This window comes from Sinimarinibacterium arenosum (assembly GCF_005047655.1).
GTDB lineage: Bacteria > Pseudomonadota > Gammaproteobacteria > Nevskiales > Nevskiaceae > Solimonas.
Genome location: NZ_SUKF01000008.1, coordinates 68,418 through 85,848, shown reverse-complemented (window position 1 = coordinate 85,848; position 17,431 = coordinate 68,418). Strand labels below are relative to the sequence as shown.

Genomic DNA, 17,431 nt, shown 5'->3' with positions numbered 1-17,431 from the left:
CGGCTGGCCGCTGATGCGGCAATGCCGCTAAGGTGCCGGCATGACAAGCTCAAAGATCGATCGCTGGCTGACTTGGTTGTCCCTGCTGCACGTGACGGTCGGCCTTGCGCTGCCACTGATGCTGATGCGCACGGCATGGCTGGATGCGTGGCTGCCGCTGGGCAGCACCGATGCGCGGCTGGCGCTCGCCCTGTTCGGGCCGACCGTGGCGAGCTGGGGGGCGCTGATGTTTTTCCTGGTGCAGTTCGGACTGCGTCAGAACCAGCGCTGGGCCGCCGATGCGCTGATCATCGGCGTGCTGGTGTGGGCACCGCTGGACGCGGCCCTGTGTTGGCAGCACGGCTGGATCGCTGCGGTGGCGCTGGACGCCGCAGCGTTGCTGGCGATTCTGGTTCCCACCGTGATCCGACGCTGGTCCATGCCTCGATTGTGAGCGTCTGCCGCATCGTACATACTGAACGGTATGTAACGATGAGGGGGAGTTCACGATGACCGATCTACTGGCCCAGCCATTTACGCTGCCCTGCGGCGCAACGCTGCCCAACCGCCTGTGCAAGGCCGCGATGACGGAAGGCCTGGCCGATTCCTGGCTGCGCGCCACACCCGAGCTGGCGACCTTGTACCGTCGCTGGAGCGAAGGCGGCGCCGGGCTGCTGCTCACCGGCAACGTGCAGATCGACCGCAACGTGCTGGAGCGCCCGGGCAATGTCGCTATCGACCGCAATGACGGCATCAAGCAGCTGAAAGCCTGGGCCAAGGCCGGTACTGTGGCCGGCAATCATCTGTGGATGCAGATCTCGCACGCCGGACGACAGTCGCCACGCTACATCACCAACCACACGCTCGCGCCCTCGTCGGTGCGTCTGCCGCTGCTGGGCAACTATGCGACGCCGCGCGAACTGCGTGAGGACGAGATTCTCGACTTCATCCAGCGCTTCGCCCACGCTGCTGCCACCGCACGCGCCACCGGATTCACCGGGGTGCAGATCCACTCCGCACACGGCTATCTGCTGAGTTCGTTCCTTTCGCCGGTCACCAACATGCGCCGCGACGCCTGGGGCGGCAGCGTGCAGAACCGCGCACGCTTCCTGATCGAAACCTTGCGGGCAACACGCAAGGCGGTCGGCGCGGACTTCCCGATCAGCGTGAAACTCAACTCCGATGACTTCCGCAAAGGCGGCTTCTCCAATGAGGACTGCCTGCAGGTGGTGCAGCTGCTGAACACTGAAGGCGTCGATCTGCTGGAGATCTCGGGCGGCACCTACGAACAGCCGAAGCTGCTCGGATTCGAGGGCCGCGGCTCGTCCGCCGAGCCTCAGCGCCAGACCACGCGCAAGCGTGAGGCCTACTTCCTCGACTATGCCGAAAAGATCCGCAAGGTCGCGAAGATGCCACTGATGGTCACCGGCGGCTTTCGCACTCGCGAGGGCATGGAAGAAGCCCTGCGCGACAACGCCTGCGACGTCATCGGCCTGGGCCGGCCGTTCTGCACGCAGACCGATTTCGCCAAACGCCTGCTGGCGCACGAAATCAATGAAGCCCCGCGCTTCGAAAAGACCGTCAAGCTGGGGCAAAGCCGCTGGCTGTCCGGCGCCTCGCCGATCTTCTTCATCAAAATCATGAACCTGCTCGGCCAGCAGGGTTGGTATTACCAGCAGATCATGCGCCTCGGCCACGGCCTCGCGCCCGACGAAGGCCGCGGCACGCTCAAGGCCCTGGTGCTGTATTTCTGGGACGAGTTGACCACCGCCGCGCGCATGCGCAAGGCCCGACGTCAGCTCGATGCCGGCGTCGTGCCTCCCAATGGCTAAGCGCACGATCTGATTGTGTCGCCCTGCTGGCACCTGGGTCACGCCATCCGCGTGCCAGCAGGCAGTCGTTCGGCGCGATGGCACAGCAGGGGCGCAACCACTCCGCCGCACAGCGGGGGTCTAGTTCAGCACCCGCGGGATCGCCAGACGGAACGGTTCGATCTGCGCATCGAAGTGCACGCCGCTGGCCTTCACCACCATATTGAATTCACCGTGCATGGTGCCGACCGGGGTCGTCAGCGGACACCCGCTGGTGTACTCGAAGTCGGCACCCGGTTCCAGCACGGGCTGGTAGCCGACAACACCGGGACCGCGCACTTCCTCGACCTGTCCTTCGCCGTTGGTGATGACCCAGTGCCGCGACAGCAGCTGAACGGTGTCGTCACTCTGATTGCGAATGGTGATGTGATAGGCGAACAGATACTGCCGGGCGTCAGGATCAGACTGCTCGGCCACATACCGCGGCTTGACGGTGATGCGGATACCGCGCGTGACCGTGTCAGACATGGTGGCGTTCGTCCGCGTCAGAACATGCCGGTTGCAAGCTGCGCGGCCTCGGACATCATCGACTGATTCCACGGCGGATCGAACACCAGCTCGACATCAGCTTCGGTAATCGTCGGCAACGCCAGCACCTTGCTCTTGACGTCCTCGACCAGGATGTCGCCCATTCCGCACCCGGGCGCGGTCAGCGTCATGGTCACGCTGGCCTTGCGGCCTCCATTGGCCAGCGGCTCGACCTTGCACTCGTAAATCAAGCCGAGCTCGACGATGTCGACCGGGATCTCGGGGTCGTAGCAGGTGCGCAGCTGATCCCATACGGCCTTTTCCAGCGTCGCGTCATCCGCGTCGGCAGGGATGTCCGGACCCTTGACCACTTCCTTGCCGATGGCATCGGCGTCACGGCCATCGATACGAAACAGATGGCCCTCCACCTGCACGGTGAAACTGCCGCCCAGCGCCTGCGTAATCGCCGCCTGCGCACCTTCGGGCAGCTCGACTTTGGTGCCCTGCGGGATCAGGATGCCGATGACATCCCGGGTCAGGGTAACGGGTTCGTAGGTCGCACTCATGGGATCGATCTTGAGAAGATGCGACGGTTTCGGTCTCCGGCGCATCTTGAGGCTAAGACCCAAAGTTTAAACATCCGGGGTCTGCGCCGCATCAAATCAATCGCAGTGCCGCTGTGGAGGCGGTGCTGCGGCGTTGTTTTCGCCGTGCCGCACGGGGGAGTCCAGGCATGCGTATCACCCAGTTTTCCCAATCGAATCCGGCCGCTATTGCCGCTACAGCGTTGATTCTGGTGCTGTTCGGTCTGCTGTCGATGGCCAAGCTGCCGATCCAGCTGCTGCCGGATACCAAGCGCCCGCAGCTGTGGGTCAATGTCGGCTGGCGCGAAGCGGCGCCGTCCGAAATCGAGGAAGCCCTGATCGAACCGGTCGAGGACGCCATGCGTGGACTGCCCGGCCTGGTGGAGATGCGCTCGCAGTCGCGCCGCGGCGGGGGCGGTGTCGGACTGACGTTCGAGGTGGGCACCGATCTGACGCGGGTGATGCTGGACGTCGTCTCACGCCTGAATACCCTGCCGACCCTGCCGCCCGACGCCGACGAACCGCAGGTGTTCTCCGGCGACAACTGGCAGGGCAGCAACGCCGGTTCGCTGCTGGTGCGGCCGCTGCCGGGCAACACCACCGCAGATCTGGCGGCGCGCTACCAGAAGCTGATGGAAGAAGTAGTGGAGCCGCGACTGTCACGCGTCCCCGGCGTGTCGCGGGTCAATCTCGAAGGCGGGCGGCCACGTGAAGTACAGATCCGTTTCGATGCCTACCGTCTGGCGGCACTGGGACTGACGCCGCAGCAGCTCGCCCAGACCGTGATCTCGGCGCGGGATGCGTCGGCCGGGTTCGTCAACGTTGGCCGCCGCCAGTTCACCGTGCGCCTGGCCGGCAAGGAAGCGGTCGCGCAGCTGGGCGATCTGATCGTGGGCTGGAGCAATGAGCGTCCGCTGTACCTGCGTGAAGTCGCGGACATCGGCGTCGCCTTCCAGGATGCGCAGTGGTTTTCGTTCCGCAACGGCGTGCCCGGGTACTACATCACGCTGCAACGCTCCAACGATTCCAACACCGTGAGCCTGATCGAGGGCGTCAAGCAGGCATTGGCCGAACTCAACGCCGGACCGCTGGCCAAGGAGCAGCTGTTCGCCGAGCTGTCGTGGGACGCCAGCATCTACGTCAAACGCGCCATCAGTTTTGTGCAGGAAAGCCTGGTCATCGGCATTTTCCTGGCCGTGATCGGCCTCTGGTATTTCCTGCGCGGCCCTCGCGCGCTGCTGGTGCTGGGGCTGTCGATTCCGCTGTCGCTGTGCTTTGCGGTGATCACCCTGCAGGCGCTGGGACGCACCTTGAACGTGATCTCGCTGGCCGGTCTGGCGTTCTCCACCGGAATCGTCATCGACGCCGCCTTGATCGTGCAGGGCAACATCATTCGTTACGTGCAGGAGGGCAAGGACGCGCTGCGCGCGACCCTTGAAGGCACTCAGGAAGTCATGCCGGCGCTAGTGGCGTCGATGTTGACCAGCGTGGCGATCTTTCTGCCGGTGCTGTTCATGGAGGGGATCGAAGGGCAACTGTTCAAGGATCTGGCGATCACGATGTCAGTGTCCTATGCGGCCTCGCTGCTGGTCGCGATGACGGTGATTCCCGCAGCCAATCGCTGGGCGCTGGCGCGGACGATTCCCGACGACCCGCATCAGATCTGGTGGACGGGCATGAGCACCGCGGCGATGCGCATGACGCACCTGCCGGCACTGCGCTGGGCGCTGATCGCCGTGCTGGTGCCCGGCGCCTGCGTGCTGAGCTGGGCGCTGGCGCCCAAGGTCGACTATCTGCCGGTGGCGCAGACCGATCTGATCTGGAACAACTTCCGTCTGCCGCCGGGCGGCAATCTGGAAACCGTGCGCGACGAGTTCGCGCCGGCAGTGATCGAACGCCTGCGGCCGTATCTGGATGGCAGCAAGAAACCGGCGGTGAAGTACTACAACCTGTCGTCGTGGGCCGGCCAGGAGGGTGTCGCGGTGATCTATCCGCAGGACCCCCGCGACATGGACGCGATGGTCGACGTGCTGCGCAACGAGATCATGGTCGGCTTTCCCGATACCCGCATCTATGTGCAGCGCGGCTCGCTGCTCAGCGTGGAGGGGGAAAACCAGCGCGAGGTCCAGCTCAATTTCCAGGGGCCGGACCTGGACAGCCTGATGAAGACCGCACAGGTCGCAATCGGCGCGATCGAGACCGCGATTCCGGGCACCTACCCGCAGGCGTTTCCGTCGCTGGAGCTGAACCAGCCGGAGATGCGGCTGCAGCCGGACGAATGGCGCATCTCGCGCGCCGGCCTCGACCGCGGTGCGCTGGCGACGGCACTGCGCGCCTATACCGGCGGGCTCTGGGCCGGCGAGTACTTCGACGGGAATGAACGTCTCGACATCATTCTGAAGGGCAATGACTGGCACTCGCCGGAGGAACTTGCGGAGCTGCCATTGATGACCCCGGGCGCCGGCATCCAGACCGTCGGCGATCTGACCCGCATCGATCTGACGGTGGGGCCCTCGCAGCTCGCACGCATCAATGGCCGTCGCACCGTCCAGGTCAATTTCGAGCCGCCGGCCGACATGTCGCTGGACGAGGCGATCGAGCGGGTCGAGACCCAGGTCGAACCGAAGATTCGCGAAGTGATGCCGGCCAGCGCGCAGATGACCTATGCGGGTTCGGCCAACAAACTGCACGAAGCACTGCAGTCGATGGCGCAGAACTTCGTGCTCGCGCTGGTGATTCTGTTCGCGCTGATGGCCGCGCTGTTCCGTTCGATCTGGGACAGCTTCCTGGTCATGCTGATTCTGCCGGTGTCGATTGCCGGAGGTATCGTCGCGCTGCGTGTGATCGGTCTGTTCGGCTTTCAGGCGCTGGATCTGCTGACGATGATCGGCTTCATCATCCTGCTTGGCCTGGTCGTCAATGCGGCGATTCTGCTGGTGGACCAGACGCGAGCGCGTGAGCGGGACGGTGTACCGCGCGACCAAGCCGTGCGTCAGGCGCTGGAAACACGCGCGCGTCCGATCGTGCTGTCAACCCTGACCGCGGTGCTCGGCATGCTGCCGCTGATCGTGATGCCGGGCCTCGGCGCCGAGATCTATCGCGGTTTGGCCTCGGTAGTCGCCGGCGGCATGGTGCTGGGGACCGCATTCACCTGGTTCCTGATGCCGGCGCTGCTGCGCCTGGGTGCGACGGTCTCGCCGCACGCGATGAACGTCGCAGAACCGGCAACGGAGGCCGCGAAATGACCGCCACAATGCTGCGCGCCCGTCACATGAATCATCAAATGAGAGTCCGGACCATGAAATTTCTGCGCCTGTTCGGGACCGCGGGATTGAGCCTGCTGATATGCACCTCCGGCTACGCCCAGTCCCAGCCCCCGCCAGCCGCCGCGGTCGAAGTCACCGCAGCGCAACTGCGGGAGCTGTCACCCACAGTGACCGCAACCGGCGTCGTACAGTCGCGCGCCGGGGCCGACATTGCCACTGCGGTCGAGGGTCAGCTGCAGTGGATCGCGGAGCCCGGGACTTTCGTCGTCGCCGGCGAGGTCGTCGCGCGCATGCAGACCGACGCCTTGCGACTGCAACGCACCGAACAGGCGGCGCGACTGACCCGCAGCCAGGTCGCGCTGAAACAGGCGCAGCGTGAACTCGAGCGCCTGCAGGCCTCGGGCAATGCGGTCAGTCGGTTCCAGTTGGATCAAGCGCAGAACACGCGCGATCTGGCCGCGGCCGACGTGCAGATTTATCGCGCCACCTTGAGTCAGACCGACGAGCGCCTGTCAAAAGCCGAGATCCGTGCGCCGTTCGCGGGGGTCATCGCAGAGCGTGTCCATAACGCTGGCGAGGAGCTGACCCGCGGCACCCCGGTCGTGCGCCTGTACAACACCGAGGAACTGGAAATCCGCCTGTTCCTGCCGCTGCGTCACGTGCGCGCAATCCGGCCGGGCGGCATTGTTCAGATCTCTGTCGGCGATTCTTACGTGCCGGCGCGCGTGCGTGCGATCGTGCCGGTCGGCGATGCGCGCTCGCAGTCATTCGAAGCCCTGATCGAAGCGCCGCAAACGGCCCCGGCGCTGACCGTCGGGCATGACGTCAAAGTCGTGCTGCCGCTGGACGCCCCGCGGCAGGCGCTCGCCGTCCCGCGCGACGCCGTGGTGATCCGCGCCGACGGCTCTGCGGTCTACCGGATCAACGCCGACCAGACCGCCGAGCGCGTGCCGGTCACCACCGGCGTCGCCGACGGCGCCTGGATTGCGGTGACGGGCGCCCTGGCTGAACACGACCGGGTGGTCGTACGCGGCGCCGAAACCCTGCATCATGGGGACCCCGTGCAGATTGTCGGATCCCGTCCCGTATGAAGACCTTTGCCCTGAGTGCCGCGCTGTTCGCCCTGTTGCTGCTGCAGGCCCCGTTGTGTGCCGCCGAAGAGCAGGCACCACCCCCGCGCACCGTCGCGGTCAGCGGCAGCGGTGAAGTGAGTGTCATGCCCGACCGCGCACGGCTGAGTCTTGCGGTGGATGCGCTGGATCTGGAAGTGAAGAAGGCCGAGACGGTGGTCAATCGGGTGGTGCGCGACTATCTGGTCGAGGCGAAACAGCTTGGGGCCAAAGCGGAACAGATCAGCACCACCGGGATCTCGATCCAGCCGGAATACGTCTGGGACGAAAAGCTGCGTCAGCAGAAACTGGTTGGCTACCGTGTGCGCCGTGACATCCAGATCCTGATCACCGATCTCGACAAGCTGGGTGACTACGTCCTTTCAGCAACGGCGGCTGGCGTCAATCAGGTCCGCGCGCCGGTGCTGGAATCCAGCCGTGCCGACGAGCTCGAGCGCGAGGCACTGGCCAAGGCCGCCAAGGATGCAGAAGCCAAGGCCAAGGTGCTGGCGACCACGCTCGGCGCCCGGCTGGGGCCGGCCCGCTCGGTGCGTGCCGCGCAGCAGATGCCTGCACCCGTGATGTACAAAGCGGCGGCGATGCGCGTCGAGGCGTCGTTCGACAGCGGCAATCAGGAAATGGGCGTCTCCACCGGCGAAATCCGCGTGCCGGCCGCGGTCGATGTGGAATTCGATCTGCTGCCCTGAGTGTTTGCGCGTTTCTTGATGCAGCAAACTGAAGTTGAGATTTTTATGCTGTGTCTGTACTTTCGTTGTATAAATTATCACAATCAATGTTCCGCCTAGCCTTCCCAGAGACGAAAAACCCGTGTCCGGGCATGCACTTGCCATGCGGCGGTGAGATAATCCGCCGCTTTCCCCCGGCCTAATGAGACCAAAGCCGTGGTCAAGAAAGTCATTCCCTTGGTTGGCGTCATCATGGGGTCCCGCTCCGATTGGGACACCATGAGTCATGCCGTGCAGACGCTGGAAGATCTTGGCGTGCCGTATGAGGCGCGCGTGGTTTCCGCGCATCGCACACCCGACCTGCTGTTCGAATACGCCGAAACCGCGCAGAAGCGCGGGCTCAAGGTCATCATTGCCGGCGCCGGCGGCGCGGCACATCTGCCGGGCATGTGCGCAGCAAAGACCGCGGTTCCGGTTCTGGGCGTGCCAGTGCAGTCAAAGGCCTTGAACGGCCTCGACTCGCTGCTGTCGATCGTGCAGATGCCGGCGGGCATTCCCGTGGGGACTCTGGCCATCGGCAAAGCCGGTGCCACCAACGCGGCACTGATGGCGGCGGCGATCGTCGCGCTTGGCGATGCCGCAATCGGTCGCCGTCTGGCCACATTCCGCCGCAAGCAGACTGAAAAGGTTCTGCAGGACGAGCCCCTCTCCCTCAAATGAAGATCGGCATTCTTGGAGCAGGCCAGCTGGGTCGCATGCTGGCACTGGCGGGCTTTCCGCTGGATTTCGACTTCGTGTTCCTCGATCCGGCGACGGAAGCCTGCGCCGCACCGCTGGGCGAACACATCCACGCGGAATACGAGGACGAACACGCACTGGCGGAGTTCTGCGTCAGCGTCGATGTCGCCACTTATGAATTCGAGAACGTTCCGGCCAAGACCGCAGAATACGTGGCACAACGCATTCCGCTGCTGCCGGCACCGGTGGCACTGACGGTCGGGCAGGATCGGCTGTCGGAAAAGACGCTGTTCGACCAGCTCGGCATTGCGGTCCCGCGGTATATGCCGGTGGCCACGCGCGAGGCGCTGGATCTGGCCGTGCGTTCGATCGGCTTGCCCGCCGTGCTGAAGACGCGCCGTCTGGGCTACGACGGCAAAGGTCAGGCGGTGCTGCGCAGCCCCGGGGACCTGGATACCGCGTGGCAGCGTCTGGGCGGTACACCGGACCGGCCGGCCAAGCTGATCTTGGAAGCCTTCGTGCCATTCCAGCGTGAGCTGTCCTGTCTGGCGGTGCGCGGCCAGGACGGTCAGATGGTGTTCTATCCCGTGGTCGAGAATGTCCATCGTGACGGCATCCTTCGTGTGGCGACGCCGAAGGCGGCCGACCCGTTGCAGGCACAGGCCGAGGACTATGCGCGCCGCGTCGCCGAGCACCTGGGTTATGTCGGCGTACTGGCGTTCGAGTTTTTTGTCGCCAACGGCCAGCTGCTGGCCAACGAGATCGCGCCGCGCGTCCATAACTCAGGACACTGGAGCATCGAAGGCGCCGAGGTTTCGCAGTTCGAGAACCATCTGCGTGCGATTGCCGGCCTGCCGTTGGGGTCGACCGCATTGCGCGGCGCCAGCGCGATGGTCAACTTCATCGGTGACGCGCCCGACAACGCTGCGCTTGCGACGCTGCCGGGCGTGCACATTCATCACTACGGCAAGACACCGAAGCCGCTGCGCAAGGTGGGTCACGCCACCGTGACCGCTGCGGACGCCGACGAGCTTGCGAGCCGCCTGCAGACATTGCAGGCGCTGATCCGGACCGCCGAAGAAGGCTAGGGGGCTTGCGGTGCCTAGAGCTTCAAGGCCGCCTTGATCTCCAGCCACAGCTCCGCATAGGCCAGCAGCGCAGGGTCTTCCGACGGGGCGTACACCGCCATTGGCGCTCGACGCTCGCCCATGCGCTCGACCATCGACGAGTACGGCACCACAGCCGCGAATCCACGCGCCATCACCGGCGGGGGTTGCTCGATCAATTCGCGATGCAGCGAGCGTCGCCGATCCGCCATCGAGTAAAACGGCCGCAGCTTGCGCGGTTCGAGTTTCTCCGCGCGCAGGTAGTCCTGCACCTGCTCCAGCGCACGCAGTGACAGGAACGTCGGCACCACCGGAGCGGCCACGATATCCGCGGCAGTAAAGATATTGTCGGCCAGATACGACAGGCTCGGCGGGCAATCCAGAATCGTCAGCGCATACTGTTCCGAAAACGGCTTCAGCAGTCGTGCCAGGGCTTCGCGCGGCGGCTCGACCTTCTTCAGCATGATGTCGAGATAGCGGTAGGTGAAATCCGCCGGGATCAGATCGAGATTGCGGTACGGCGAGGGCTTGACCAGGCGCCCCACCGGCGTGCTGCCCGACAGCACGCTCTTGGTTTTTTCGGCGGCCGGTTCACCATGGAAATACCAGCTGGCTGCGCCCTGCGAATCGAGGTCCCACAGCAACGTGGGCACGTCGTTGGATGCGGCCAGATAGGCCAGATTCACGGCGGCGGCGGATTTTCCAACACCCCCCTTGAGGTTGTGCAGCGCAAGCGTCTTCATCGGGTACTCCCGGGTCTGCTGTTCGCACGGGCGGTGCCGCGTGCTCCGGACTATTGACCGAACGCGCGCAGCTCGCCGCCATAGGCCACCGCAACACAACCGCTGCCGACGTTGACGGCCGCGGTTGCGGACATGAAGCTGGATAGTACCTCCACCCCGGTCCGTTCGGCAGCCGCAGCCAGTCGCGCATAACCGGGAAGGGTTTCGATCACTGCCGGATCACCGCCGTAACTGATGCAGACATGGCGGGTATCGATACCGGCCTCGATCTGATGTGCGACGTGTTCGAACATCTTCTCGACCGCGCGTTCATACGAGCGGATTTTGGCCACCGGCTGCGTTTCCCCTCGGAACGACAGGATGACCGGCTTGATGTCGAGCGCCGAACCCAGCGCATAGGCGACGAAGCCGACGCTTTTTTCACCCTTCTTGATGCCGCGGTTGCGGATGTAGTAGAGATCGCTCGGCACCATGTAGGCACAGATGTGCTCACGCAGATCGTCAATGCGCTTGCGGACCTCGTTGGGCGCAACACCGCTGCGTGCCAGCTTGGCCGCTTCGGCCACCAGGACGCCCGTGCCGCAGAACATGTTCTTGGAGTCGACAACGCGCAGCGCGAAACTACCGGAGACGCCAGCGGCTTCCCGGGTTGCCTTGTACTCGCCGAGAATTGCAAACGACGCCTTGGTTGCGTTCTCGAATATCGTGCTGCGTGTTGCGGTGACGGTAATGCAGAAAACGTAGTCGTAGCGGCTGACCATGCTTTCGAGAAAACGGTCGCGGATCTGTTCTGCAGAACAGGGCTGGGTTTCCGCATCCAGGCCTTTTTCGGCGAGCTGCTGCGCATAGAACTTGAGTGTGAGCTCAGGATCACGCGCATCGATCAACTGCTCGTCGCCGAGCCGGATCGTGACGGGCAAAACGTCGACGTCATACTGACGCAGAAATTCCGCAGGCAGGTCGCAGCTTGCGTCGGTTACGACGCCGATTCTCATAGTGTTCTCCTCGCGCCGACGGCGCTCTGCGTATTATGCCCAGCGCAGTGCGGGCCCGTGCACACGGCACAGGGTGTATCACTCGGCACTCATCCGCTCGCGAGCTTCTGCAGGCCGAAGCGACGCATCAGCATGCGATCCCGCAACCGTTGTGGCAGCCAGCGCGCAATCAACGGCAACGCACGACTGCCGTTGCCGATACGCAGCAGCGCAGGCGGATGGGTTGACAGCACAGCAGCGACCAATGCTTCGGCAAAATCTGCTGCGTCCGTCGCATGCTGCTGCGAAGCACCGGCACGTGCGGCGACGTGGTCGGCAATCGCGCGATACCAGGAGTCCGGCACCAGTTCGACCTCGCTTTGTGCGGTCGCACCGAACTGCGAACGTATGGCGCCAGGCTGCACCGTCATGACGTGTACGCCCAAGGGCGCGAGCTCCATTCGCAACGCGTCCGACAATGCGTGGACGGCAGCCTTGCTCGCACAGTAGGCGCCCGCGAATGGGGTCACCAGCACGCCGGATACGCTGCCGATGTTGACGACACAGCCATGCCGGCGGGCCACCATGCCCGGAAGCAACGCCCGCGTCACCGCCATCAGGCCAAAGACGTTGGTTTCAAACTGCTGGCGCAGCGCGGTGGTGGCGGTATCGGCAAGCGGCCCCATCTGTCCGTAGCCGGCATTGTTGATCAGCACATCGATTTCAGCCCCATCCGCCTGCAGCCGTTCATTCAGGCAACCGATACTGTCGGCATCATTGACGTCGAGCGCCGCCGTGCGCATACCTTGTCGGGCTAGGTCATCCAGCTGTTCAGGCCGTCGCGCGGTTGCATAGACGGTACACCCGCGGGCGTGAAAGGCCAGCGCCAGCGCACGGCCAATACCCGTTGAGCACCCGGTGATCAGAACATTTGGAGTCGAAGCAGGCATTGAGGCATTCAGGCAGGAATTCAGCTGCGAGCTTAGCCGCTCCGGGACGCGCTTCGCAGGACACTGCCTTTTTCTCGCCCATAAAAAAACCGCCCGGGGGAGGGCGGCTAAAGTGCGGTCCCGGCAATGCGGGACTGGAGGAGACCTTTTGGACCCTGGTCAGGCGCCTTGCGCTCTGTTCCTTGATCCGACGGTGATATTTATACGCCGGATGTTGCGGCGCAACAAATGATTTATTTTCCGGTTTCGGATTAGAAAAGCTAAACTGTCGCTGTGAGACTCCCCCCACTGAATAGCCTGCGTGCCTTTGAGGCCGCTGCACGCCATGCCAGTGTTGCCAAGGCAGCACAGGAGCTGCACGTCACCTCGGCCGCCATCAGTCACCAGATCAAGATGCTCGAAACGCATCTGGGCGTGCCGCTGTTCACACGGCTCCCACGGCGCATCCAGCTGACACCCGCCGGTCAGGCCTGCCTGCCCAAGCTCACTGCCGCCTTCGCTCAGCTGGCGGACGCCGTCGCTGCAGTCGATGAATTTCGCGGCGCCGGGAAAGTTGTCGTCAGCGTGCCGCCCGCGCTGGGCACCAAGTGGCTGGTCGGGCGCTTGCCTGGATTTACCGCGGGACATCCCGAGATCGAGCTGCGCATTGCCGTTCATCAGTCGATGGTCGACAAGGCGCTGGATGGCGAGCCGGGGGCACCGGGTCTACTCGAGGATGCCGACATCGCGATCCGCCTCGGCGATGGCGATTATGACGGCATGGTGGTTCACGAACTGTTCCGGCCCACGGCACTGCCGATGTGCAGTCCGCGTCTGTTACAGGGCGAGCACCCACTGCGTACGCCCGAGGACCTGAGCTTTCACACGCTGCTGCACTACCAGAGCGATATCGCGTCGCTGGATGTCGGTCGACCGACCTGGAGCAGCTGGCTACGCGCCGCCGGGCTCCGTGACATCAAGGTGTCGCGCGGAATCACTTTCAATCACGTGGTCCCGGCGATGGAAGCTGCGGTCGACGGTGTCGGCGTGATTCTGGGCATTCCGATCGTCGCCGGTGCCGATATCGCCGCCGGGCGTCTGGTGATGCCCTTCAAGCTCGGTCTGACGATGGGAACGTCGTATTTCGCAGTCTGTCGCCCGGCCGCGTTGAACAACCCTGCCATCGTCGCATTCCGCAACTGGCTGATCGACGAAGCCGCGCGCGAACCGTGGGCCAAACTGCCGGCCGCCGATACGACGGAACAGCCGGCGGCCTGAGCCCGCGGCGACCCGCGGTGGCTCAGAGATCGAGGTTGCCCACCAGTAGCGCGTTCTTTTCAATGAACTCGCGCCGCGGCTCAACATGCTCACCCATCAGGGTCGTAAAAATCTGATCGGCGGCAACGACGTCTTCGACATCAACTTTAACCAAGCGACGGTTCTTCGGATCCAGCGTGGTTTCACGCAGCTGCTCCGGGTTCATTTCACCCAGACCTTTGTAGCGCTGAATGTGCAGTCCACGGCGCGCTTCATTGAGCAGCCAGGTGTAGGCGGCGTCGAAGGAATCTACCGTCTGACTACGTTCACCACGGCTGACTTGAACGCCGTTGCCTGCCAGATCGTTCACCTGTTTGCGAAGTGCCGCGATCCGCTGATATTCAGGCCCAGCAAAGAAATCACTACTGAAATTAAACACTTGCGTGTTTCCATGAAGCGCGCGAGTAACCTTCAGCAACGGACCTTCGGAACCCAGTTTGGCTTCCACCGTGTAAGTGCCGTGCAGGCCCTCGCCATTGAGAGCCAGTGTGAAACCCTCTGCCCACTGCGTCAGCGAACTCTCGTCGTAACCCAACGGCGCAAGGCGAGCCAGGGTCTTCAGCACGTTGAGGTCATAGCGCCGGGCCAGTCGTTCAACCAGCTCCTCAATCGAAGCAAACTCGCGGATTAGCGCTTCCAATACGCCGGCTTCCAGCGGCTCGGCATTGGCGGGCGTCAGCACCGCCTGCTCCAGCGCAGCCGAGATCAGCCAGTTCCGCAGCTCGGCATCATCCTTGACGTAGGTTTCGGTCTTGCCCGCTTTCAGCTTGTACAGCGGCGGCTGCGCGATGTAGATGTGTCCGCGTTCGACCAGCTCGTACATGTGCCGATAGAACAAGGTCAGCAACAAGGTACGAATATGTGAGCCGTCGACATCGGCGTCGGTCATGATGATGATGCGGTGGTAACGCAGCTTTTCCGGCTTGAAGTCGTCTTTGCCGATACCGCAGCCCAGCGCAGTAATCAGCGTCGCGACTTCCTGCGACGACAGCATCTTTTCCAGGCGCGCGCGTTCGACGTTGAGGATCTTGCCCTTCAGCGGCAGGATCGCCTGGAATTGGCGATCGCGACCCTGCTTGGCTGAACCGCCTGCCGAATCACCCTCGACCAGAAACAGTTCGGATTTGGCCGGATCCTTTTCCTGGCAGTCCGCAAGTTTGCCCGGCAGGCCAATGCCATCCATGACGCCTTTGCGCCGGGTCATTTCGCGCGCACGGCGCGCAGCCTCGCGTGCTGCCGCAGCTTCAACAATCTTGCTGCAGATGGTCTTGGCTTCGTTCGGACGCTCCAGCAGGAACTCCGCGAGTTTGTCCGCCACCACTTCTTCGACTGCCGGGCGGGCCTCGCTGGACACCAGTTTCATTTTGGTTTGCGAGGAAAACTTCGGGTCCGGCATCTTGACCGACAGCACGCAGGCCAGACCTTCGCGCATGTCATCACCGGCGATGTCGACCTTCGCGCGCTTGGCGAACTCATGCTCGTCGATGTACTTGTTGATGATGCGCGTCATCGCGGCGCGCAAACCGGTCAGATGCGTGCCGCCATCGGACTGCGGAATATTGTTGGTGAAGCACAGCACCTGTTCCTGGTAGCTGTCGTTCCACTGCATCGCCACTTCCACTGTGACCGGAATCAGTTCCGGCCCACCGGTGTTGACCATGGCCACACCGGTGGAATGAAACACCGTTGGATGCAGCACGGACTTGGCGCGATTGATGTACTCGACGAAACCCTGCACGCCACCAGCGAATGCAAAATCCTCTTCCTTGCCGATGCGCTCGTCGATCAGGCGGATACGCACGCCGTTGTTCAGGAACGACAGTTCGCGCAGGCGCTTGGCCAGAATGTCGTAGTGATATTCGACATTGCCGAAAATTTCTTCGTCGGCATGAAAGTGCACCTCGGTTCCGCGTGCATCGGTGTCGCCAACGATTTTCAGCGGAGAAACTTCGACACCTTTCTGAATTTCCACCAGGCGATCGACTGGCTTGCCCTGGTGAAACTCCATCATGTATTTCTTGCCGTCGCGACGGATCGTCAGCTTCAGCCACTTGGACAGCGCGTTGACGCAGGACACGCCGACGCCGTGCAGACCACCAGACACCTTGTAGCTGTTCTGGTTGAACTTGCCGCCAGCGTGCAGCACGCACATGACGATTTCGGCGGCAGTGCGCTTGGGCTCGTGCTTGTCGTCAAACTTGATGCCGACCGGAATACCGCGACCGTTATCGGTCACCGAAATCGAGTTGTCGCTGTGGATCGTCACAACGATATCGTCGCAATGCCCAGCCAGCGCTTCGTCGATCGCGTTGTCGACCACCTCGAAAACCATGTGATGCAAACCGGTGCCATCGGAGGTGTCTCCGATGTACATGCCCGGCCGCTTTCGTACGGCCTCAAGCCCTTCGAGCTGCTGGATGCTGGATTCGTCGTATGCGGCGGCGTTCTGGTCTGGTGTCATGCTCGAAGCCTGCAAAAAGTCCGTAATTTTAACACTGATCCCCTCTCTCCCGATGTTCCACGTGGAACACCCGCAGAGACCTCAAATCAACTCAATAACGACACGCGCCCATGTTCCACGTGGAACATGCGCTTGTCCGCAACCCGCTCGAAAGCGTTCGCCGATTCAAACGCTGTTACGAACAGCTGCCCGCGGTACTCGCCCAGAACGTCCATCAATGCGCACTGATAGCGCTCGGCCAACTCCGCGCCAAAATCATCCACCAACACGATCGGCCACCGTTCGGTGACCTCCCCAATCTCGTGGCACTGAGCCAGAACCAAAGCCGAGATCAGCAACTTTTGCTGACCACGACTGATTCGATTCTTCGCGGCATGACTACCCACCCGTATCCGCAATTCGGCGCGGTGCGGGCCTTGATGAGTCATGCCCAGCCGCATGTCCTGAGCACGATGCGCTAACAGGGCCTCCGCCAGCGATTGTGTTCGTGACCAACCACTGGACAGGTCAAAGCTCCACTCACCTTCGCCCAACAGCACGCGAAGATAGTCGCTGACGAGCCGTTGAACCCCTTCCAGATGCCGCAAGCGAAAAGCCTGTAAGGCCTCTCCACTCTGAGCCAGCTCGGGCTCCCACGCTGCGACCTCGCGCTCGGACTGTCCGGACCTCAACGCGTGGTTGCGCTGACGCAATGCACGGCGGTATCGACGCCAGGTGGGCAGAAACAGAGGTTCCACGTGGAACACTCCCCAGTCAAGAAAGCTGCGCCGATAGGTCGGTCCCTCCTGAAGCACCCGATGCAAACCCGGATCAAGTATCTGCACAGGCAGCCGCTGGACCAGATCCAGAACATTCGCCGCCGATCCATCGCAGCGAATCTGCAATCCGTTTTCCGCGTCCCAGCCCAGACCATGCGTACTGGTCGGACCGTTCCGTGACTCTGACAGCCGACCAAACACCGTCCATCGGCGCTCACGAGGTCCAGCCAACTCCTGCAACGAGCTGCCGCGGAAACTCTTGCCGCGGCCCAGCAGATAGATCGATTCCAGCAGGCTGGACTTGCCTGCAGCATTGACCCCCAGAACGACGTTGAGCCTGCAATGGGGTTGCAGGCTCAAGTTGTCGAACATCCGGAAGTTGTCGCTACGAAGTTCGTCGAGCGTCATCGACGACCGCCGTGATCAGGAACGGTCTGGCTGT

Annotated in this window: 15 protein-coding genes; 8 read left to right on the top strand and 7 right to left on the bottom strand. The window is 63.1% G+C overall.

The window, feature by feature from the left end; translation table 11 throughout:
- Positions 1 to 40: 40 nt before the first annotated feature.
- Together E4T66_RS16225 and E4T66_RS16220 are read left to right on the top strand one after the other, a co-directional pair.
- Entirely contained in the window at positions 41 to 433 is a 393-nt protein-coding gene (locus tag E4T66_RS16225) for a hypothetical protein (RefSeq protein WP_136850133.1), read from the top strand.
- Positions 434 to 488: 55 nt separating this feature from the next.
- The gene (locus E4T66_RS16220; RefSeq protein WP_136850131.1) at positions 489 to 1,811 is read left to right on the top strand and encodes an NADH:flavin oxidoreductase/NADH oxidase family protein; all 1,323 of its coding nucleotides are present in this window, start codon (positions 489 to 491) and stop codon (positions 1,809 to 1,811) included.
- Positions 1,812 to 1,931: 120 nt separating this feature from the next.
- Here the strand turns inward: E4T66_RS16220 and apaG are convergent, their stop codons facing one another.
- Both apaG and sufT read right to left on the bottom strand, forming a co-directional pair.
- Positions 1,932 to 2,318 carry a Co2+/Mg2+ efflux protein ApaG gene (gene apaG / locus E4T66_RS16215; protein WP_136850129.1) on the bottom strand — a complete coding sequence of 129 codons (387 nt, stop codon included), beginning with the start codon at positions 2,316 to 2,318 and terminating at the stop codon, positions 1,932 to 1,934.
- 17 nt (positions 2,319 to 2,335) lie between these two features.
- Complete coding sequence (gene sufT, locus E4T66_RS16210) at positions 2,336 to 2,884, bottom strand: putative Fe-S cluster assembly protein SufT (RefSeq protein ID WP_136850127.1); 549 nt, start codon at positions 2,882 to 2,884, stop codon at positions 2,336 to 2,338.
- A 167-nt stretch (positions 2,885 to 3,051) separates the two neighbouring features.
- Between sufT and E4T66_RS16205 the strand changes: the two genes are divergently transcribed.
- The 5 genes from E4T66_RS16205 to E4T66_RS16185 all read left to right on the top strand — a co-directional run bounded on the left by E4T66_RS16205 (position 3,052) and on the right by E4T66_RS16185 (position 9,789).
- Positions 3,052 to 6,147, top strand: coding sequence for an efflux RND transporter permease subunit (locus E4T66_RS16205; RefSeq protein ID WP_136850125.1), 3,096 nt, complete (start codon positions 3,052 to 3,054; stop codon positions 6,145 to 6,147).
- A gap of 53 nt (positions 6,148 to 6,200) precedes the next feature.
- Entirely contained in the window at positions 6,201 to 7,259 is a 1,059-nt protein-coding gene (locus E4T66_RS16200; protein ID WP_169577666.1) for an efflux RND transporter periplasmic adaptor subunit, read from the top strand.
- On the top strand, positions 7,256 to 7,984 hold the full coding sequence (locus E4T66_RS16195) for an SIMPL domain-containing protein (protein ID WP_136850121.1): 729 nt from the start codon (positions 7,256 to 7,258) through the stop codon (positions 7,982 to 7,984). The genes E4T66_RS16200 and E4T66_RS16195 overlap by 4 nt, the downstream gene beginning before the upstream one ends.
- Before the next feature lie 231 nt (positions 7,985 to 8,215).
- The gene (gene purE, locus E4T66_RS16190) at positions 8,216 to 8,683 is read left to right on the top strand and encodes a 5-(carboxyamino)imidazole ribonucleotide mutase (RefSeq protein WP_136850478.1); all 468 of its coding nucleotides are present in this window, start codon (positions 8,216 to 8,218) and stop codon (positions 8,681 to 8,683) included.
- Positions 8,680 to 9,789, top strand: coding sequence for a 5-(carboxyamino)imidazole ribonucleotide synthase (locus E4T66_RS16185; RefSeq protein ID WP_136850119.1), 1,110 nt, complete (start codon positions 8,680 to 8,682; stop codon positions 9,787 to 9,789). Before purE ends, E4T66_RS16185 begins: the two co-directional genes overlap by 4 nt.
- Before the next feature lie 14 nt (positions 9,790 to 9,803).
- Here the strand turns inward: E4T66_RS16185 and E4T66_RS16180 are convergent, their stop codons facing one another.
- The 3 genes from E4T66_RS16180 to E4T66_RS16170 all read right to left on the bottom strand — a co-directional run bounded on the left by E4T66_RS16180 (position 9,804) and on the right by E4T66_RS16170 (position 12,474).
- Complete coding sequence (locus tag E4T66_RS16180; RefSeq protein WP_136850117.1) at positions 9,804 to 10,550, bottom strand: ParA family protein; 747 nt, start codon at positions 10,548 to 10,550, stop codon at positions 9,804 to 9,806.
- Between the two features lie 50 nt (positions 10,551 to 10,600).
- Positions 10,601 to 11,545: a DegV family protein gene (locus tag E4T66_RS16175; protein WP_136850115.1), complete on the bottom strand. Its 945-nt coding sequence runs from the start codon at positions 11,543 to 11,545 to the stop codon at positions 10,601 to 10,603.
- 89 nt (positions 11,546 to 11,634) lie between these two features.
- Positions 11,635 to 12,474, bottom strand: coding sequence for an SDR family oxidoreductase (locus E4T66_RS16170; RefSeq protein WP_136850113.1), 840 nt, complete (start codon positions 12,472 to 12,474; stop codon positions 11,635 to 11,637).
- A 273-nt stretch (positions 12,475 to 12,747) separates the two neighbouring features.
- On the opposite strand from E4T66_RS16170, the gene gcvA reads away from it, so the two are divergent.
- Positions 12,748 to 13,731, top strand: coding sequence for a transcriptional regulator GcvA (gene gcvA, locus E4T66_RS16165; RefSeq protein WP_136850111.1), 984 nt, complete (start codon positions 12,748 to 12,750; stop codon positions 13,729 to 13,731).
- A gap of 22 nt (positions 13,732 to 13,753) precedes the next feature.
- Here the strand turns inward: gcvA and gyrB are convergent, their stop codons facing one another.
- Both gyrB and recF read right to left on the bottom strand, forming a co-directional pair.
- On the bottom strand, positions 13,754 to 16,231 hold the full coding sequence (gene gyrB / locus E4T66_RS16160) for a DNA topoisomerase (ATP-hydrolyzing) subunit B (RefSeq protein WP_136850109.1): 2,478 nt from the start codon (positions 16,229 to 16,231) through the stop codon (positions 13,754 to 13,756).
- A gap of 86 nt (positions 16,232 to 16,317) precedes the next feature.
- Positions 16,318 to 17,397 (bottom strand): DNA replication/repair protein RecF, encoded by a 1,080-nt coding sequence (gene recF / locus E4T66_RS16155; protein WP_136850103.1) that lies wholly within the window; start codon positions 17,395 to 17,397, stop codon positions 16,318 to 16,320.
- Positions 17,398 to 17,431 lie beyond the last annotated feature (34 nt).